Source organism: Algoriphagus antarcticus (assembly GCF_002150685.1).
Taxonomy (GTDB): Bacteria; Bacteroidota; Bacteroidia; order Cytophagales; family Cyclobacteriaceae; genus Algoriphagus; species Algoriphagus antarcticus.
Genome location: NZ_MSSW01000008.1, coordinates 129,476 through 147,571 on the forward strand (window position 1 = coordinate 129,476; position 18,096 = coordinate 147,571).

Genomic DNA, 18,096 nt, shown 5'->3' on the forward strand with positions numbered 1-18,096 from the left:
TGGCAAAGGAAAAGAGTTCCTGATTTTAGAGCTTCTTCAATAAAATAGGTTCTGACATTTTGGAAGCTATACTCTCCATGATAAATTTCAGATCAGAATACTCTAAAGCAGGAAAGGTTGATTTGAGTAATTCTACTCTTGTACTAATTTTCAACTCTTTATCACTGGCATCAGACTGAAACAAGAATCTTATGCCTTTCGAAGGAATTGTGATCACCTGATCCTCAGGATAGTCATCGAGCTCATATCCATCCGGGATGATGAGATTCACATTAAAACTCTCAAAGATTGGATAATCAAATTCTATTGGAAGTATTCGGCTATCTTGAGTAAAGAGATTTTTAGCAAAGGAAGACAACTCAAATGGGCTTATTATTATGAAATCTTCGGATGCAGTTTCAATATTTGTTTTGAAGTGCATGGTAAACATTCTTTTTTCTTTTATCTGATCATCATAAGAGAAATCCAAAAGCTCTTTTTCAATTCCATTTTCCTCTAACAAATTCTCATATGAACCTGCCTCCTTATATTTTCCACCCTTCAACGCTTCATAATCCATAAATCTGAGTGTATGTGAAAGCTGCAAATTTCGAGTAGAATCGGCTTCAAGATTGACCAAATGAATGATTCCAGATCGGTGTTGTAAGTTGATTTCGTCCAGCCTGCCCTTGTCTTTCTCCATAAAAAAGCCCCTCGGAACAAGCTTTCTCAATGGTACAAGACCAAAAGGAGCAGTTGAGTCAGTTGCATCCAAAAATACCTGCTGCCCATCAATCTTAGCAAGTAAAATTGAGCTTTGAAATTGATTGATATAGGGTTTTTCAATCAATGTACTCCTCCCTTTTCCACGCTCGTTTACCATAACTATATGAGAATCTATACCCTCAAGCTTGAGCAAATGCGAAAGGAGTAAATTTTTATCGAAGCTATTTCCTTCTTTCTTCTCCAAAAAATCTGGCAACGTATAAAATGGTTCTAGCCATCGAGAAGAATACGCTTTATAGTTTTTTGAAACATAATCAAAGACCTTAATAGCTGTGGCTTTCTGTGTAGAATCAGTGAATATCAAAGAAGGGTATTTGGCCTTAGGCACTTTATCTCCCAAATAAGTGGATGTCTCGGTTCCTTCCATAAGTTTAGTCGCCATTTGCTTCCATGAAGCATAAAAGATGTCTGAAGTTTCCAGATTCTCTTCTTTTACATATTGACTAGTAAATAAATAACCGTCCACTCTGATCTGATAATCATACAAACTGCCAACAAATGGTTCTTGGGGAAGTGAGGGAATGTTCTTTAACGTCCAAGAATACGTGTTTCTCTTTTCGGAAATCTGAGCAACTTCTTGAAGTGCTTTTCCTTGCGTAATCATTTGATACTGAAAAAAATCAGGCGCTTTAAAGGTGTACTTGCTCACCAAGGCAGGGATTTCTTTTTGAAAAGCCCATCCGTCTAATATGCTATAACCCTTATCCATTTTGGTATAGCTATATTCCAAAATGGATCCTTTTTTCACCTGAGGAAAAGCAATCCGAACTTCAAAATATCCCTCTCCCATATCCACTTCTTTTAAATGGATTTTATTTGAAAGCTGTACTACCTTTCTTTGATCCCCATCCTGATAGCTTACCTGTGCTTTGAGTCTTGTGATATCCTCGTTTAAGTATAGCCCTTTGTAAAATTGTATTCTGAAATCTCCGAAGCCCTCCACATTATCATCCAAAACCTTGACCCTGTATATATAGTCCGTGTATATACCATTCACTTTGAAGTAAGCATTGGCTTCTTCATAAAGTGTAACCTGCTTTGCCTCTGGCTCGAATGGGACGACTTCAAGTGCGAGTTCTTCTTCAGTATACTCGCCAAAAACTACCTGTGCCTGGCACAAAAAGGGAATAAATAAGATGAGAAAGTGGAGAATAAAAATCCTCCAATAAAGCGGATTCATCAGGGGTTAGACTTCTTTTTTAGGATCACCGGTTCAGAAAGTTTTGAGGCTACGCTTTCCATGAAATACTTGAGGTTTCCATATTGATGTGCAGGAATCAACGGGATTTTGACCTCAAGCCTAGCTGTAATTTTCAACATTTTATCCATCATCATCGGTGAATACATAAAAGTCACGTACCCTCCATCAATAGTAAATTTTTCCTCCAAGGGATAATCGTCGATTTCATATCCTTCGGGAATCATCACATTAGTATTATAAGTCTCTGTGAATGAATATTCAAAATCGACGGGAAATACGCGATATTCCTCTGAAAATGGGTTGTCTGAAAACGACGAGACCTTCAATGGCCTAAATGAAATGAAGTCACTATTTCCAGTTTGAGGGTATGTTACTTCGTAATTTACTGTGTAAAAGTTTTTCTCATGAATCGCATCATCCACTTTGAAGTTGCTAAAATTAGTCTGATCCTCTTCTTTAAATAATTTCTCCAAAGGCTCGTTTTTCCTTTCATTTGATGCTACCAAATGGGCTAAATCAAGTCCTTTATAAAAATAGTTTCTGAAAGAACTTTGCATCCAAAGCTGCCCTGACTCATTTAAGCTCACCTGACTAAAATGAACGGTGTTTGAATTATGCCGGATGTCGATTGGGATTAGCTTGCTCGCCTTCTTTTGTAAGTAAAGTCCGCCAGCGACGTGCTTATCTAAATCCACATAGCCAAAGGGAGCCATCACGTCGGTGAGGTCTAAGAACTGAAGGGAGCCATCAAGCTCTTTAAGAAGAAGTATTTCATCAAACTGGTTGAGAAAGGGGTAGGGCACTAGTTCACTTCTTCCGTAGCCTTTGCTACCTATCAGCACGGGATCGCATTTTATTCCCATGGATTTGAGAATTCCCATCAGTGTCAGCATCAATTCCACAGGAGTACCTACTTTGCTTTTGAGCAGCTGATTTAGCGATTGCTTTGGATAAATCCAGTCTTCTCCTTTTATCCCATAGTTGTCCCTGAGGTAATAATAAGCCTTCTCTGCTTTCTCTTTTTGCGAAGCTCCTGACAAATCCACGTTTAAGGATTCCTTTTCTATTGGATTACTTCGGTAAAAGCCTTTATCAGAATAGTAGGTAATCATGTCGTCTCCCAACGCTTCCCAAGTATTCATAACATTTTCCCATTCTACTCCCGATGTAGATGAACTCGCTTGATATTGGGTAAGCTGAAACTCTATCCGATCAACATAATCCCTATAGTTTTTCATGAAAGGCTCTTCTTTCAGCGAATATTGATCCCTCAACGTCCAACTGTAAGTACCATAAGCATCCGTCTTTTCAACTTTGCTAGCATAGTTACTTCCCTGACCTATTGTCCTATACTGTAAATAAGGTGTCATGGTAATCTGATACTTACTATAAAGCGTAGGAATGTTGTTTTGAAACGTCCAGCCATCAATGAAGGTGATATTCTTATCAGTTTTCTTGTACGTATATTCTATGATGGAGCCCACCTGAACATTGGGAAATGAAATCCGCACTTCCTGATAACCATTATCCACCGCAACATCAAAAATCCCTTCGTTTTCTACTTTGATCTCCTCAGCTTTCCCATTTACATAATTCACCGTTTGTGCTTTCAGTCCGCTGATTTCTTCATAGCGCTTATCACCGACGTAGTACCGCATGCGAACATCCGCATATTGCTTTCCTGATTCCGCTAAGATTTTGATCCGAACGAAATAAGTGGTCTCAAAGACATTCCCAAAAAACTTCGACTCTCCCTGAGTCATCAATATCACCGCTGGTGCATCTGGCTCGAAAGGCACTTCACTCAGATAAACTTCCGTTTGATTCGCTTGCCCAAGCTTAGCTGTCTGGGAAAAGGCTGAAAAGGAAATACAAAGAAGAGTGAAAAAAAGGAAGGCTCTATTCATGTATACTTGTCGTGGTTGACTTCGTGAAATAGTAATTTTTGGTGCTCGAAGCGTTAATGCGTTTTAGAAGTTCTGATTTTTCATCCTTACTCATTTCTTCATCCAGCGTGATGTTGCTTTTTCTGGTGACTAAAAGGTTTTTGCTATCAAGGACTTATCTTCTTTATTAGGATCACCGGTTCAGAAAGTTTTGAGGCTACGCTTTCCATGAAATACTTGAGATTTTCATACTCACTTGCCGGAATAAGCGGAGCATTCACCATGAATTTTGCTGATATTTTAAGGTTATCGTTGATTATTGAAGGAGAGTACACGAAAACGACATATCCTCCATCTATGGTATAACCCGCTTCCAATGGGTAGTCATCTATTTCATACCCTTCTGGAACGGACACGACGGTGTTATATGTTTCTGAAAATGCATACCCAAAATCGACGGGAAACATTCGATACTCTTGAGTAAAGGGATTTTCAGCAAAAGATGAAAATTTCAGTGGGCTAAAAAGAATCATATCTTGATCTACAATCTCAGGAAATTTCATTTCAAAATTTAACGTCACAAACCCTTTCTCTTCCAGCATATTGTCCACATTGAAATTTTCAAAAATTACACCTTCCTCTTCATCGAATAGCTTTTCTAAGGAATCATTTCTTTTTTGAATTTCATCTATCTGCTTCGCCAAACTGAGGCCTCTGTAGCGATAATTTCTATGAGAACTCGCCATTACCAATTGACCTTCATCATTCATTTCAACCTGACCGAAATAAATAGAATTCGAATTATTCTGAATATCAATTGGCACAAGCTTACTCTGCTGCTTCTGTAGATACAGTCCACCTCCCACATGCTTGTCTAGATCCACATAACCAAAAGGGGCATCAGGTTGTGATAAATCCACAAATTGTTGCTCGCCGTCTAGTTCAGCGAGCAATAATATTTCATCAAACTGATTTAGAAAGGGAAAAGGAACTATGTCGCTTCGTCCATAACCTTTACTACCGATCAAAACAGGCTCGCAAGTGATTCCTTCGGATTTCAATACTCCCATGAGTGTAAGCATGATCTCAGCAGGGCTGCCTACCTTGGATTTCAGTAACTGATTAAGATTTTGCTCTGGATAGATCCAGTCTTCCCCTTCAACCCTGAAGTTATTTCTCAAATAATAGTAGGCATTTTGAGCAGTCTCTAGCTGTGTTTCACCTTTCAAATCAACGTCAAGGAATTCTTTCTCAATGGGGTTACTTCTATAAAAACCCTTTTGGGAATACATGGAGATTACTTCATCGCCAAGCACTTCCCACGTATTTAGTACATACTCCCATTTTGGCCCATAATCACCTCTCACTTCGTATCGAGCTAGTTGAAAATCTATACGATCAACGTAATCACGATAATTCTTCATGTATGGCTCTTCTTTGAGTGAACGAATATCTTTCAAAACCCAACTATAATTATCGTATTCGCTAGTTTTTTCTACACTTGAAGTATAATTCTGGCCTTGACCCAACATCTTATATTCTAATGATGGGATCATATTGATTGCGTACTTGCTATAAAGTGTAGGCAGCTTATTTTGGAATGTCCAGCCATCGATAAATGTGCGATTTTTATCTGTTTTCTTGTATTGATATTCAATAATAGATCCTACTTGCACATTCGGAAATGATATTCTCAGCTCCTTATAGCCATCATCAAGATCCACATCAAAAACCCCATCTTTTGACACCTTTACACTTTCTGCTTTTCCATCAACGAAGTTTGTGGTCTGAGCTTTGACTGCAAGGATATCTTCCATGTTTTGATCCCCAGCGTAATACCGAATCCGAATGTCCGCATACTCCTTCCCGGCTTCGGCAAGTACTTTTAAGCGCACAAAATGGCTAGTCTCCAACATTCCAGATAAGAACCTGGAATTCCCTTGAGATACTAATATCACTGCAGGAGCATCCGGCTCATAGGATACTTCTGTTAAGGAAATTTCGCTGTCCTCAAACTCTCCAAGTTTATAAGTTTGAGAAAAAGTATGTGTCGAAAGGAGTAGAAAAATAAAAGTTAGTAGAGATTTAATCATGTCTGAGTGCAGCTGTGTTTTTGATAAAATAGAAGTTAGAAGAGCCTAGGGCATTAATTCGTTTGATAAGTTCAGTTTTGGCTTCCTCAGAAATATCCTCGCTAAGTGATAGATTAATTTCTCTATTCACACTCAGGTTTTTTCCTTCTAAAGATGTCCGTAAAGTCACTTTAATACCCTCTTCTTCGAGTACCAAGTTTTCTGATAAATTCTCTGCCTCCATCACCTCTGGAAGCTCAATCAGATATTCGTCAATTTGATTAAGTGAATTATTGACTAGCATTTCATCGGTAATCTTCCCAAGGAATGGTTTTAGAATCATTCGCTTAGCAGTGTTTTGGACAAACTTCTGAATAAACCCTTCATAGCTAAGGTCAGCCAATAAAAGAGAATCTTTATGATCCACATGCAGCTCATATTGATTAATAATCAATCCTGCAACTGGAGAATTGCTATTGAAAAAGTCACGCTGCTGACGTGTATCCAAGTATTGTTTGACATTCTGCAGATCCTCCGCAAAATTACCCTGAACGTTGATTTTGGTGGCGATGGTCGCATTTCCCTGTGGATCAATTTTGACCACATTTTTGCTGAGTACAGTATTCCATTCACTGCTATTATAGGCAGGTGTTTTGGTGAGATATCCCCCACGTTCATTAGTGACCAATACATATCTATTCTTGGTAAAATCTCCCAGAAAACCTGTAGGAAGCGAATTGGAGGTACATTCCAGCCAAACTGGGCTTTTCCCATCCTCCAAAGGTACCTGCAAAATGACGTGGTTAAATTGATTGGAAGGAAGATCTGTTTCAATTTTCTCCGCATTTTCACCTGCTTGAACCAATGTATAATTGGATGCTATCTCCACAGCTTCCAGCATGGACTTCATGAGATTTGTCAAGCCTTTGCAATCACCGTAAGCATACTTCACCACTTCTGTAGCAGACATCGTCTGCCACCCTCCTATACCCAGCTGAATACTCACATAGCGGTAGTTTTTCTGAAGGTATTGATAAAGAATTTCAATCTTTTCATAATCACTATCAGTATCTGCAACCATCGTCTTAATCTCTGCTATAAATTCTTCCGGAAGTACATTTCGGCCCTTATTTAGTTCGTATTGCCAAGTGGCTAAGCCTGACCAATCTTCCATTTTCCCTACAAAATCTCCCATCGCAAATACCACTGGAGCCAGTAGCAATCGATGATCATCTTCTTTCTTCAAATCAGGTGTTTGCACGGGCAGATCTGTTTCCACCCAAGTCACTTCGACTAGTTTACCCACAGTTTTTTCAGACTTTTCTCCGAGCAAATTCACAGCTTTATAGCGCAAGCCAATATGCTCGGGATAGGCTACAACGAGCGTAGACTTAGTCACTTTCTGGTTATACCGGTGGACCGGAACCCAATCACTCAAGTGGAAATTACTAGAAGATTTAGTCTCAATAGTAACTGCAACCTGAACGGGAAATTTGCTGCTTTTTACTTCAAAATACTTATGTCGATTATCATCAAAGATGCTGCCACTGGAATATATGGCGGCATCTGCCATATCTTTGGCCTTTGCCTTCTCAAGAGTTTTACCACTTATGGGATCAGTGATTTCTATTTCAACGCTTTCAATTTCATTTAACTTGTCGTAAAAAACAGAGGTAAAAGCGTGAGCTAATCCTTCAGAAGAAAGGACAGTAAATGTTCGCTCTATTTTGTAAATAACTTCATAAGAATCAGAAATTTCAATCCGCTGATTTTCTGAAAGTATGGAGTAAATAGGAGGGGAATCCTTCTTAGAGATAGAGTCAGAATGAACTGGAAAACCTAATAATAAGTGAGCTACTACAAGCAATGCAACCATATAGAAATCAGTGATAAAAGTCTGCAAAGTATGTAGTTTTTTTATAACTGAAGGCACATTAAAAAATTATTTTAGTGAATAATCTGCCTATTTTGAAGCATACTTTTATACTATCGGGCTAAATAATTCCCTTGTAATTCCCATCAAAACTTCCCTAATTTGACTTTATTCAAAATAAATAACGCATGCCTCCAGTAATCATCGGTAGTTTTGAAGAGTTTGAGAAACACAACGGACAGAGCTTAGGCACCTCCGAATATTTCCAGATTACTCAGGAACAGATTAATATTTTCGCAAAAGCTACCCATGATCATCAGTGGATTCATACAGATCCAAAACGGGCAAAGGCTGAGGGGGCATTTGGAAATACCATCGCACATGGCTACCTCACGCTGAGTATTGTGCCACATCTTTGGGAGCAAATCGTGGACGTGCGCAATCTAAAAATGATGATCAATTATGGAATTGAATCTCTGAAGTTTGCTAATCCCGTGCTCGTGGAAAGTGAAGTACGCTTGGCCGCAAAGCTAAAAAACGTAGCAAATCTCCGAGGAACTGTCAAAGCAGAAGTTGAGGTCACACTCGAAATCAAAGACCAGAAAAAGCCCGCCTTTACCGGTGTTTTGATCTTCTTGTATCATTTTCAGTAAGCATCTTCTAAAAGATCTTACCATTTAAAAAAGGGATTCAAAGGCATAAAATCAAAAATAGCCAGGTGATCACCTGACTATTTTTGATCATTTCCTTCTAAAAGCAATCGATGCACCACCTTGCTTCAGTGTCATCCCACCTGTTTCCGGAGCAAATTCGAAGATGGCTCCGACCATCGCAAATTCAAATCGATGTTCCCCTTTCGCTTCCAGAGGAGCATCCGGTTGGCCACTGGGTTTGGCAATGAGCACGTTTCCATCTCGTACAAATGTAATCACCAAAGGAATCTGCTCGGAAGCATATACACCTACATATTCATCCAGATCTTCTTCACTTAGTACGACGCTGGAAAAGTTAGGGATCTTCACTTCCTTACCAAAGTAACTATCAAGCACGGCCAGCAAAATCTCATTACTGTTAAAGTTCAAACCGTTTGAAAGACTTACGACTGACAACTTTTCCTCAGGAAAATAGCTCAAATGTGAATGGAAACCATCGATCCCCCCATTGTGCCCATACCCTTTCTGAACACCATAAGGAAATTGAAACATTCCCCTCCCAAATCCATCTTCCATCTCCATCATTAATCCTAGACTTTCTTCTGAGACAATTTTTCCTGCATAAAGTACTTCAATAAACTTAGCCAGATCAGTTGTAGTGGAAACGATGGCGCCAGCGCCAGCAGGTACAGACATATCGGTAAGCGGCTCAAAAACCCATTTTCCGTCTCCAAATTTATAAGACTTGGTTTCTTCCTTTTCAGGAGCTTTACCTACATAAGTACCTTTCAGCCGCAGTGGTGAAGTGATGTATTCTTTGATCAGATCAGCATACGAATGATGATTTACTTTCTCCAAAATATAAGTCAGTAGCACAAAATTGGAATTGGAGTACTCTCCCTTGCTGTCCGGCTCAAAATCACTACCTCCAGCCAAGATTTGCTCTACCATAAACTCCTCGGTTTGGGGGTTCAGGTAATAAGTCATATAGACTTCGTCATTCGTGAAGTTGTGGATGCCACTGCGATGTTGGAGCAAATGGCTAATAGTGATCTTCTCAGCATTTTTTACTTGGGGATAAAAGTCCGAAAGCGGCTGTTCAAGACTCAATTTCCCTTCCTCAACACTTTTCAATACCAAGGAAGTCGTGAACATTTTAGAAATAGAGCCTACTCGAAAGCGAGAGGCTTCTGTCAATTTCTCGCCAGCCTCACTATCATGGAACCCAATTGAGCGTTCATAGATCACCTTGTCTTCATGGGATAGTAGAATGTTTCCCATGAACTTATCATGCATTTGCAGGGAGTCCAAAAACTGATCAAGCTTAGAAAAATCCTGAGCTGTGGCAAGGCCGCTGAATCCGGTAGAAATCCATAGTATCAATGCTAAAACTTTATACTTCCTCATATCAGTATTTTATTAACTTTTGGAAATTGCAAACAGCTTTTCCCCAATGGGAAAAGCTGTTTTACTCATTTAATCTAATCTATTTCTCTCCTCTGAGCTTCCTGAGTTGCTTTTCACACGGAAGCTTTCTCCTTTGGAAAAATTGTATTTCAGCGTGAATCTAACTCCCTGGTTGCTTCGATACTGACGGAAATTTGTATCAATAGCTGCAAAATCTACATTCGCCTTGATTACTTGGGTGCGGAAAAGGTCAGTACCGTTTACCGAAAGCGTGATCTTATCTTTCATAATTGATTTGGTCACACCAGCATCCACCCAGCCGAAACCAGCGATCTCACCTTGTCCCCAAATCTGTGGACCAAGATAAATACCCATTACCTCCGCTTTAAATCCCAAAGGCAATGTCAAGTTATGTTGCGAGCGAACCATAAATGAAGTGTTAGAAACGTCAAGGTAGTCGTCACCAATTTGGGATTTATATTGGTTATAATTTACCTGAACCATATTGGAAGTGGTCCACCACTCTTTGATATCTACCGGGATGATTGCTCTGAAGTTGGCATTTCTTGTCTTGTCAAAATTATCTGTGTAGGTAGTTGTAGTGCGTTCTTCTTCATTCTGTACAAAGACCTGCATAAATGCATCCTCAGTCTCACTATAGCCGAGAGTAAATTGGTAAGCTCCTTTCACCACATGGTTCATCTCCAAGTTATTGGAATACTGAGGCTTCAGATTCGGATTACCCCTTTCTGTCGTCAAAGGATCGATATAATACACAAATGGGTTGAGCAATCGATAGTTTGGCCTGGTGATTCTGCGATTCACGTTATAGACGATCTGGTAGTTGTCACTGATTTTATGCTGTAGAAAAGCACTTGGGAATAGGTTGAAATACTTCTGGTTATTCACCTGATTCAACGTCACCGAATTTCCTGTGATATCAGAGTACTCACCTCTGAGTCCTGCCTGGTAAGAAAGTTTTTCGGAGAATTTACCTTTATACGAAATGTAGGCTGCAAGGACATTTTCATTGTAAATGAAGCTGTTGCTACTTGGATCAGGTACAAGTGGGCCATCTTCCTGGGATTTACTCAGGTCAAGGTTATTATCCGACATCACCCAGCTTCCCTTTACACCCGTCTCGATTGTATTTCCTTTTCCTACAGGTTTCACAAAATCTACTTTGGCAGTGAAGATGTTGTAGTACATATCATTGAGTGTCAAAATACGACTATTCATCACGTCTGAAGTGTTTTCACCAACCCATTGCATATTGGTCAATAAAGACTCACTATCAGAATTCATTCTCGTAAAGTCAATGTCTGAGCTGATCTTTGTGCCCAAAGTATCCAGCTTTGCATCGTAGTGAAGGTTGACAAAAATTCTATTTCCTACTCCTACAGAATTGTTCTTAGAATCCAGGTAGCTGATTTCTGAAATCCCCGGAGTGATAATATCAGTCAAAGAATTACTGTCATCGGTATCCTTAGAATCTGAAGCCTGTACATTGAGTGCGATATTTTGATTCTCATTTATCTCATAATTAGCCGCTCCGTTGAAAAACAGATTTTTGTTCCTCGTGGTAATTCTTGAATCCTGAAAAAAGTTTGATACACCTTCTGGGATTACAAAGTTTCTATTGATTTCCAAATCATTGTAATTCCCATAGTGATTGTAGTTCAAATTGGCATTTGTGCTCCATTTGCCTTTCTTCACATTTAGAGAAACTCCAGTGTTTGGGAGCCATTGCCCGTTATACAAAGCTCCAGCCTGAATATTTCCAAAAATCCCATCTACAGTATTTTTTTTCAGCTTGATATTAATTACACCAGCAGAACCTTCCGCATCGAATCGTGCTGATGGATTATTGATCACTTCTATACTCTTAATGTTATCCGCAGGCATAGCCCGAAGAAAGTTTGCCAGATCAGTGGCACTCATGTAAGTCAATCGATCATTGATCATCACTGTAGCACCAGTCCTACCATTCAGGTTGATTATCCCATCCTGATCCACGTAGATTCCCGGAGATCTACCGATTATGTCTAACGCATTAGATCCTTCAGCCATCACCGTTCCTTCCACGTTGATGACGGTCTTATCAGGCTCGATAATAATCTCAGGACGCGAGGATTTCACAGTGACCTCATCCAGTCCCGTCATCTCGTCTTGGATAGCCACTGTCCCAAATTCTTTGATCAATCCTGGTGCGAGTGCGAAAACCTCGGATTCAAACTGTGCAAAACCGATGGACGAAATCACCAATTTCACCTTGGCGGTCTTCGTTGATTCAATCAGAAAAACTCCATTTTCATCAGATACAGCCCCACCCACGAGATTGCCGCTCGTAGCATCTATCAATGCCACATTTGCATAAGGCACTGAGTTCTCGTTTTGGTCAGTGATTTTTCCTGAGATCTGGCTGACATCTTTGGCGGCAAGGTTACTTAACCCTAGGAGGTAGGTCAAAAATGTTAAAAAAAGCAAGTTGGTCGTTTTCATTTCAATAGTTCTTTGTGTGTGTCGTTCTGTGCCACCCTATTGAAAAAGAAATGCCAAGGCAAGAAATAGGCTCAAATAAGTTTTAAAAGCCACTTTTAACTTGTCAACAAAAAATCATTGTCTCGAAACCGTACAGTAATATTTCAGCTTTGGACAAAAAAAATCCCCGAACAGTAGTCCGGGGATCTTATAAATATTCTTGCTAAGCTTATTTTTTCAACGCTTCTGAATAATTAGCATTTGCTTGCTCCCAATTGATTACGTTCCAAAAAGCCTCAATATAACTCGGACGCAAATTCTGATATTTCAAGTAATATGCATGCTCCCATACATCAAGTCCGATGATCGGAGTTCCTTTGATCTCAGCCACATCCATAAGTGGATTGTCTTGATTTGGTGTGGATACAACCTCAAGCTTGCCTGCTGATGTCATGATCAACCAAGCCCAACCAGAACCGAATCTTGTAGCTGCTGCTTTGTTGAAAACTTCTTTGAATGCATCAAAATTGGTAAACTTGGCATTGATTGCATTAGCCAAATCGCCGGTAGGTTCTCCGCCTCCAGATGGAGACATGATTTTCCAGAAAAGGCTGTGGTTATAATGACCACCGCCATTGTTTCTTACCGCGGTGTTAGATCCTGCTACTTGAAGCAATTCTTCTATAGACTTGTTTTCCAGGTCAGTGCCTGCGATTGCGTTGTTAAGATTAGTTACGTATCCATTGTGGTGCTTACCATGGTGGATTTCCATAGTTTTTGCATCAATGTTTGGTTCCAAAGCCGTAGCGGCATAAGGTAAGGATGGAAGTTCGAAAGCCATTTTGTTTAAATTTTATGGTTAAAAGATTGATTTAAAAATCATACAAATAATCTGCCTTAGCAACCAAGACCAGTTGAAAAAGGTTCTTGAATGACCAAATTCCTTCTATTTTCTGAGTTTTTTAAAAAATTCCAATACTAGCTGTTCTGATTCAAGCGCAAGACTACCCGAAAAAACTTTGGTCTTGGGGTGCAATATTCCCGGATTGCTTTGCAAATACCCTCTTTTAGGATCAGAGGCTCCAAAATGGATTTCGCCGATTTGCGACCAAAAAAGTGCTCCTCCACACATTACACAAGGTTCCAAAGTCACATACAATCTACAATCATTCAGGTACTTTGCTCCCATGTAATTAGCCGCAGAAGTGATCGCAAGCATTTCTGCATGGGCGGTTACGTCATTGAGTTTCTCTGTTTGATTGTAAGCTTTCGCGATGATTCTGTTCTTCGAAACTATCACTGCACCTACAGGAACTTCCCCTTCTTCGAAAGCAACTTTGGCTTGCTTCAGGGCTTCATTCATGAAGTATTCGTGACTGTAAAGTTCTAGTTCCAAACTGTCTAGAAAAAGTCAATAATTTCGTTTCTCACACCATCATTAATGATAAATGCAAGAATCAACGATACAACCAATCCGATGAATGCCTTGTAGACATCCTTGCGCGCCAATCTGAAGGCTCTGAAAAGCCAAGCATTTCTCTTTTCCGCTTTTGCATGCTTTCCAAGTGCAATCGCTATTTCTCTACCACCCAATAAGCCTATAAATACCCAGGTAGTACTCATCGGCACATTGCTATAAAGCTTAAAGTAGAATAGGATAAGTGCATACACAAAATCGACTATAGTCGCGGCACGCACATCCGTCACATTTGTTTTCTCGTTGACAATCCCTTGGATTTTGTCCCCTTTCATATAGAAAAGGAAGCCTAACCCCAAAAATACAAACCCCGTATAGACGATGAATTCCGGTGCACTTAACTGTCGAGGAAGGAATACCGCGATATTGGCAGCATCCTGCATGATCCATACTGCCCAGAGAGTCCCTGAAGTAACCCATTGCAAATAGATCCAATAGGGAGCAGGTTTTCCTTTAAGGTAATTCTTTACAAATCGCTCAAGTACAAACCATACCGCAATAGCAATGGTAAAAGCCAAAATATACCCTACAAAACTCTTAAACATCACGCTTACAATAGTGCCAGCACTATAAGTAAAGACATTAAGCAAGAGAAATGTAGTAGAAACGGGCATTCGCAACCTAGTCATGATGAGGAGCACAATAGGTGCCGCAAGCTGAAGAAATACAAAGCTCGTAGGAGCTTTATCCAATCCTGGCACACTCAGTCGCTCATAACTCACATCACCGTCGAATACAAACCAGCTGTAAGTAACCGTGGCTACAAAAATAAGCCCCATAAATAGCCAAAGCCAATACCACTTCTTAGAGTGATTGGATGCTATAAATGTTCCGATAGTCTGTATACTATCGTTTGCAATCGCAGAATAAGCAGCCAATGCAAACCCAAACCACATGGCAGCATAGGTATAAGGGGTAATTACAGCAGCGATTGAGATTAGTACACATATGACTATCAGAAAAGGCTTCTCTTTCTTGGTAAAATCAAATAGCGAATAAGCGCCTTTGGAGAGCTTATCCTGATTAATGTTTTGATCTATTTTTTTATTGGCCATGATTTGCCTTTTGGTCGGTCGCGCAAAATTAAAGAAGTTATATTTCTATCCATGTTATCAAATTGTTAAGTAAGCACAATTGCTCTTCTAAAAGATAGTTTTGCCTTGTTTTTCCCAAAAAAATTTCAACTTTTGCCAAATATTTTATTAAAAATTTGGATTGTAGGAAAGTTCCGTATCTTTTAAAAATGCCGAATCTATTGATGAAAGTGGTGAACAGGATAAATTATGAATCTGCTAGATGGAGAGCTTAGAGCTGGAAAAAGACAAGGTAAATAAGACAAAAAGCTATCTGATGATGCTTTTGGCGCTTCTGCTATTCATCTTCGCGATTGATTTGCTCACTGTAGCGATGAGCAATCTGAACAATGAGGTGGCAGATAATATCCTTCAGGCCACCAGAAATCCTTTTATCAGTCTTTTCATTGGACTTCTGATGACCGCCCTTATCCAAAGCAGTTCCACCGTTACTGCCAGCATAGTAGCCGTAGTCGCTTCCGGACACCTCACTTTGGAGCAAGCAGTACCTATGGTAATGGGTGCCAATATCGGAACTACCCTGACTTCTACGCTGGTATCTCTCTCTTACATTATGAATAAGAGAGAATTCAAAAGAGCATTTTCTGCGGGTATGCTTCATGATATTTTTAACATCTTCACTGTTATTATTCTGTTACCGTTGGAAGTATATTTCGGTTTTTTATCTAAACTATCCATCTCTATAGCAAGCGTATTTATCTCAGATGAGTCATATTCAGGGACTATTGTGTACAACAAAGTCTTCACCAGACCGATCACAGAGTGGATCTCGAATACCATAAGCATTCCATTCTTAACGATGATTCTTTCAGTATTCTTGGTTTTTGCAGCGATAAAAATACTTTCTACTTCTGTTTATAAAGCATTTGTGCTAAATACCTTTACGGACATCAATAAGCTGATTTTTAAGAATCCATACATGGCATTTATCTATGGGACTTTCTTCACGGCTGCTGTGCAGTCCAGCACTGTGACTACTTCTTTGGTGGTTCCCTTGGTCGCAAATAAAAAAGTGTCTGTAAAAATGGCTTTCCCTTTTATTATCGGAGCCAATATAGGAACTACGATCACGGCAGCTTTAGCTGCCATATATAAGACAGAAGCTGCTATCGCACTAGCGATTGTTCACTTTCTGTTCAATTTTATAGGAGCACTGATTTTCTTGCCTTTTCCTACGCTAAGGAATATCCCAGTGATCTTGGCGTTATATATGGGCAAAAAATCAGTTAAAAGTAGGTATTTAGGCTTTGTCTACGTTCTTCTGACCTTCTTCATTATTCCATTTTTACTGATCTACTTCAGCAACGATTGAGAATTTCTCCAAGAATCCATCAACTCTTTGGCAGAGCTGCTCCCAATTCTGTCAGCTCCTGCTTTAATCAGTTCGAGCGCAAAGTCCAGTGTTTTGATACCCCCGCTCGCTTTGATGCCCACCGAGGATGACAAATTCTCTCGCATCAGCTTGATATCTTCTACTCTTGCGCCAGCCGAAGCGTAGCCAGTGGATGTTTTCACAAAATCCACTCCAGCATCCTGACAGATCAAGCAAGCTTCTACGATTTGCTTTTCATCCAGATTGGCTGTTTCGATAATGACTTTAAGGATTCGTTCTTCTTCATGACAGATCTTTGCGATTTGAGCGATTTCAATCTTTGGCCAATTCATGCCAGAATGGTAAGCAGTCTGTGACCAAACCAAATCTAATTCATCTGCACCTTGACTGATCGCCTCCCGAGTTTCAAATACTTTCGTAGCCGTATCAGAATAGCCAAAAGGAAATCCGATCACCGTCACCAATTGCACATGCTCTTCGCCTAAGTCTCTTCTAACTTTTTTTAGCCAAAAAGGAGGAACGCACACACCGATAAATTGCTCTTCGATTGCCTCCCTGATTAGCAAATCCACCGCTGCCCCAGTTATGGTGGGCTTCAAAAGTGTGGATTCTAAAAATCGATTCAGGTTATTCATGTTGATTTACAAAGTCTGTAAGGTATATAAACTCAATAGTCAGATCTCCGTCTCGAGCAATGGTAGCACGCTCAAGTATTCCTGAATTTTCTTCCAAAAGAGCCGGAATCACCCATTTTGACAATTGAGTCCCAAACTCCTGACTTGCTTCCCGTGGAAGTTCACAAGGCAAATTATCTACAGCCATCACAGATATACTGGTCTGGCTACCAAAGGCAGGCAGTTTTTCGCCAGTTTGCCGATCTACATCATACACTGGATCAGTGATAGTAGAGGAAGTAATCGTAGTAGGAATAGGCCCTCCCACGTCACAACTCACATCCGCAATCACCGAAAGCTGAAAATCATCAGCGGCAATTGCTTTCAGTTCAAACAAACGAGGGGCATCTGGATCCCAATAAGCTCCCGAAATCATCATTTCTCCCGCTTCTGCGAACTTCTGGAAATGACTTTCATATCTCTCTGGGAAGCTGTAGAATTCTTGCTTGTCAAAGCCTCCATCTGATTTCCTTCTATTGTAATCTGCAGAACTCAATTTCACATAAACAGGCTCATCAAAATATAGATGCAAGAAGTCATGAACCGATACTTCACGAATCTTCAATGAATTCAAAACCTCCTTAGCTCCATTTCCCACACGCCCTGAGCCAGTCAGCACAATTTTCACTGGCGGCAGCTGTACTTTGGCTAGCTCGCTATGAAGTTCCTTCAGATCTGTGCATTCATTGGCGCGCTTAAGGTCAAACAAATCAGTCTTCTTCCCGTACGTCCAAAAAGCATTGTAAGCCCCTACTATTCCGGCCCACCTTCCAAAGGCAACCACCCGATTTCCTTCCTCATCTTTCAAAACTTCATAGTCAATCAATCGAATGTTTTTATCCAAAACAGTCTGAAGCAGCTTCCGATTATAGGCTTGTTTTTTGAGACTATGAGAAAAGAAAAAGTATGTCTTGCCCTCAATCAACTGATCAATCGGCACTTCTTTCACTCCGAAAAGCACGTCGCAACCTGAAATATCATCCACAATCTCTATACCCGCATCAAGAAATTCCTGGTCGGTGAAAGAGCGAAATGGACTGGATTGTACTTGAAAAGTGAGCTTACCCGCATATTCTTCCTTGATGGCTTTCAGCTGCTCAGGCGTAAAAGGAACTCGTTTGTCGGGCGGGTTTTTTCCTTCGCGGATTATTCCGATTTTCATAAAAATTATAGTTACTCT

Annotated in this window: 13 protein-coding genes; 2 read left to right on the forward strand and 11 right to left on the reverse strand. The window is 40.1% G+C overall.

Translation table 11 applies throughout. From position 1 onward, the window contains the following. Positions 1-25: 25 nt before the first annotated feature. From BVH04_RS04985 to BVH04_RS05000, 4 genes are all read right to left on the reverse strand, one after another. The gene (locus BVH04_RS04985; RefSeq protein WP_086540228.1) at positions 26-1,945 is read right to left on the reverse strand and encodes a DUF3857 domain-containing protein; all 1,920 of its coding nucleotides are present in this window, start codon (positions 1,943-1,945) and stop codon (positions 26-28) included. Further along, positions 1,945-3,873 (reverse strand): DUF3857 domain-containing protein, encoded by a 1,929-nt coding sequence (locus BVH04_RS04990; protein ID WP_086540229.1) that lies wholly within the window; start codon positions 3,871-3,873, stop codon positions 1,945-1,947. The genes BVH04_RS04985 and BVH04_RS04990 overlap by 1 nt, the downstream gene beginning before the upstream one ends. 146 nt (positions 3,874-4,019) lie before the next feature. Then, the gene (locus BVH04_RS04995) at positions 4,020-5,945 is read right to left on the reverse strand and encodes a DUF3857 domain-containing protein (protein ID WP_086540230.1); all 1,926 of its coding nucleotides are present in this window, start codon (positions 5,943-5,945) and stop codon (positions 4,020-4,022) included. Beyond that, positions 5,938-7,827, reverse strand: coding sequence for a DUF3857 domain-containing protein (locus tag BVH04_RS05000; RefSeq protein ID WP_140160523.1), 1,890 nt, complete (start codon positions 7,825-7,827; stop codon positions 5,938-5,940). Before BVH04_RS05000 ends, BVH04_RS04995 begins: the two co-directional genes overlap by 8 nt. A gap of 158 nt (positions 7,828-7,985) precedes the next feature. Between BVH04_RS05000 and BVH04_RS05005 the strand changes: the two genes are divergently transcribed. After that, complete coding sequence (locus tag BVH04_RS05005; protein WP_086540232.1) at positions 7,986-8,450, forward strand: MaoC family dehydratase; 465 nt, start codon at positions 7,986-7,988, stop codon at positions 8,448-8,450. Between the two features lie 87 nt (positions 8,451-8,537). Here BVH04_RS05005 and BVH04_RS05010 read toward each other — a convergent pair whose 3' ends face one another. The 5 genes from BVH04_RS05010 to BVH04_RS05030 all read right to left on the reverse strand — a co-directional run bounded on the left by BVH04_RS05010 (position 8,538) and on the right by BVH04_RS05030 (position 14,870). Continuing rightward, the gene (locus BVH04_RS05010) at positions 8,538-9,857 is read right to left on the reverse strand and encodes a serine hydrolase domain-containing protein (protein WP_086540233.1); all 1,320 of its coding nucleotides are present in this window, start codon (positions 9,855-9,857) and stop codon (positions 8,538-8,540) included. 69 nt (positions 9,858-9,926) lie between these two features. Next, positions 9,927-12,359 (reverse strand): TonB-dependent receptor domain-containing protein, encoded by a 2,433-nt coding sequence (locus tag BVH04_RS05015; RefSeq protein WP_086540234.1) that lies wholly within the window; start codon positions 12,357-12,359, stop codon positions 9,927-9,929. A gap of 208 nt (positions 12,360-12,567) precedes the next feature. Next, a complete protein-coding gene (locus tag BVH04_RS05020; protein WP_086540235.1) occupies positions 12,568-13,179 on the reverse strand; it encodes a superoxide dismutase in 612 nt (203 codons plus the stop codon). 105 nt (positions 13,180-13,284) lie between these two features. After that, complete coding sequence (locus BVH04_RS05025; protein ID WP_262481353.1) at positions 13,285-13,734, reverse strand: nucleoside deaminase; 450 nt, start codon at positions 13,732-13,734, stop codon at positions 13,285-13,287. A 5-nt stretch (positions 13,735-13,739) separates the two neighbouring features. Beyond that, positions 13,740-14,870, reverse strand: coding sequence for a hypothetical protein (locus BVH04_RS05030; protein ID WP_086540237.1), 1,131 nt, complete (start codon positions 14,868-14,870; stop codon positions 13,740-13,742). Positions 14,871-15,111: 241 nt separating this feature from the next. Between BVH04_RS05030 and BVH04_RS05035 the strand changes: the two genes are divergently transcribed. Next, positions 15,112-16,221 (forward strand): Na/Pi symporter, encoded by a 1,110-nt coding sequence (locus BVH04_RS05035; RefSeq protein ID WP_086540238.1) that lies wholly within the window; start codon positions 15,112-15,114, stop codon positions 16,219-16,221. Here the strand turns inward: BVH04_RS05035 and deoC are convergent. Together deoC and BVH04_RS05045 are read right to left on the reverse strand one after the other, a co-directional pair. After that, the gene (gene deoC, locus BVH04_RS05040) at positions 16,203-16,877 is read right to left on the reverse strand and encodes a deoxyribose-phosphate aldolase (RefSeq protein ID WP_086540239.1); all 675 of its coding nucleotides are present in this window, start codon (positions 16,875-16,877) and stop codon (positions 16,203-16,205) included. The two genes, BVH04_RS05035 and deoC, sit on opposite strands and share 19 nt — an antisense overlap. Beyond that, positions 16,870-18,078 carry an NAD(P)-dependent oxidoreductase gene (locus BVH04_RS05045; protein ID WP_086540240.1) on the reverse strand — a complete coding sequence of 403 codons (1,209 nt, stop codon included), beginning with the start codon at positions 18,076-18,078 and terminating at the stop codon, positions 16,870-16,872. The genes deoC and BVH04_RS05045 overlap by 8 nt, the downstream gene beginning before the upstream one ends. Between the last annotated feature and the right edge of the window lie 18 nt (positions 18,079-18,096).

Bases quoted from the DNA above. Each gene is read 5' to 3' on its own strand.
- BVH04_RS04985 (WP_086540228.1), bottom strand. From the start codon at position 1,945: ATGAATCCGCTTTATTGGAGGATTTTTATTCTCCACTTTCTCATCTTA.
- BVH04_RS04990 (WP_086540229.1), bottom strand. From the start codon at position 3,873: ATGAATAGAGCCTTCCTTTTTTTCACTCTTCTTTGTATTTCCTTTTCA.
- BVH04_RS04995 (WP_086540230.1), bottom strand. From the start codon at position 5,945: ATGATTAAATCTCTACTAACTTTTATTTTTCTACTCCTTTCGACACAT.
- BVH04_RS05005 (WP_086540232.1), top strand. From the start codon at position 7,986: ATGCCTCCAGTAATCATCGGTAGTTTTGAAGAGTTTGAGAAACACAAC.
- BVH04_RS05010 (WP_086540233.1), bottom strand. From the start codon at position 9,857: ATGAGGAAGTATAAAGTTTTAGCATTGATACTATGGATTTCTACCGGA.
- BVH04_RS05015 (WP_086540234.1), bottom strand. From the start codon at position 12,359: ATGAAAACGACCAACTTGCTTTTTTTAACATTTTTGACCTACCTCCTA.
- BVH04_RS05020 (WP_086540235.1), bottom strand. From the start codon at position 13,179: ATGGCTTTCGAACTTCCATCCTTACCTTATGCCGCTACGGCTTTGGAA.
- BVH04_RS05030 (WP_086540237.1), bottom strand. From the start codon at position 14,870: ATGGCCAATAAAAAAATAGATCAAAACATTAATCAGGATAAGCTCTCC.
- BVH04_RS05035 (WP_086540238.1), top strand. From the start codon at position 15,112: ATGGAGAGCTTAGAGCTGGAAAAAGACAAGGTAAATAAGACAAAAAGC.
- deoC (WP_086540239.1), bottom strand. From the start codon at position 16,877: ATGAATAACCTGAATCGATTTTTAGAATCCACACTTTTGAAGCCCACC.
- BVH04_RS05045 (WP_086540240.1), bottom strand. From the start codon at position 18,078: ATGAAAATCGGAATAATCCGCGAAGGAAAAAACCCGCCCGACAAACGA.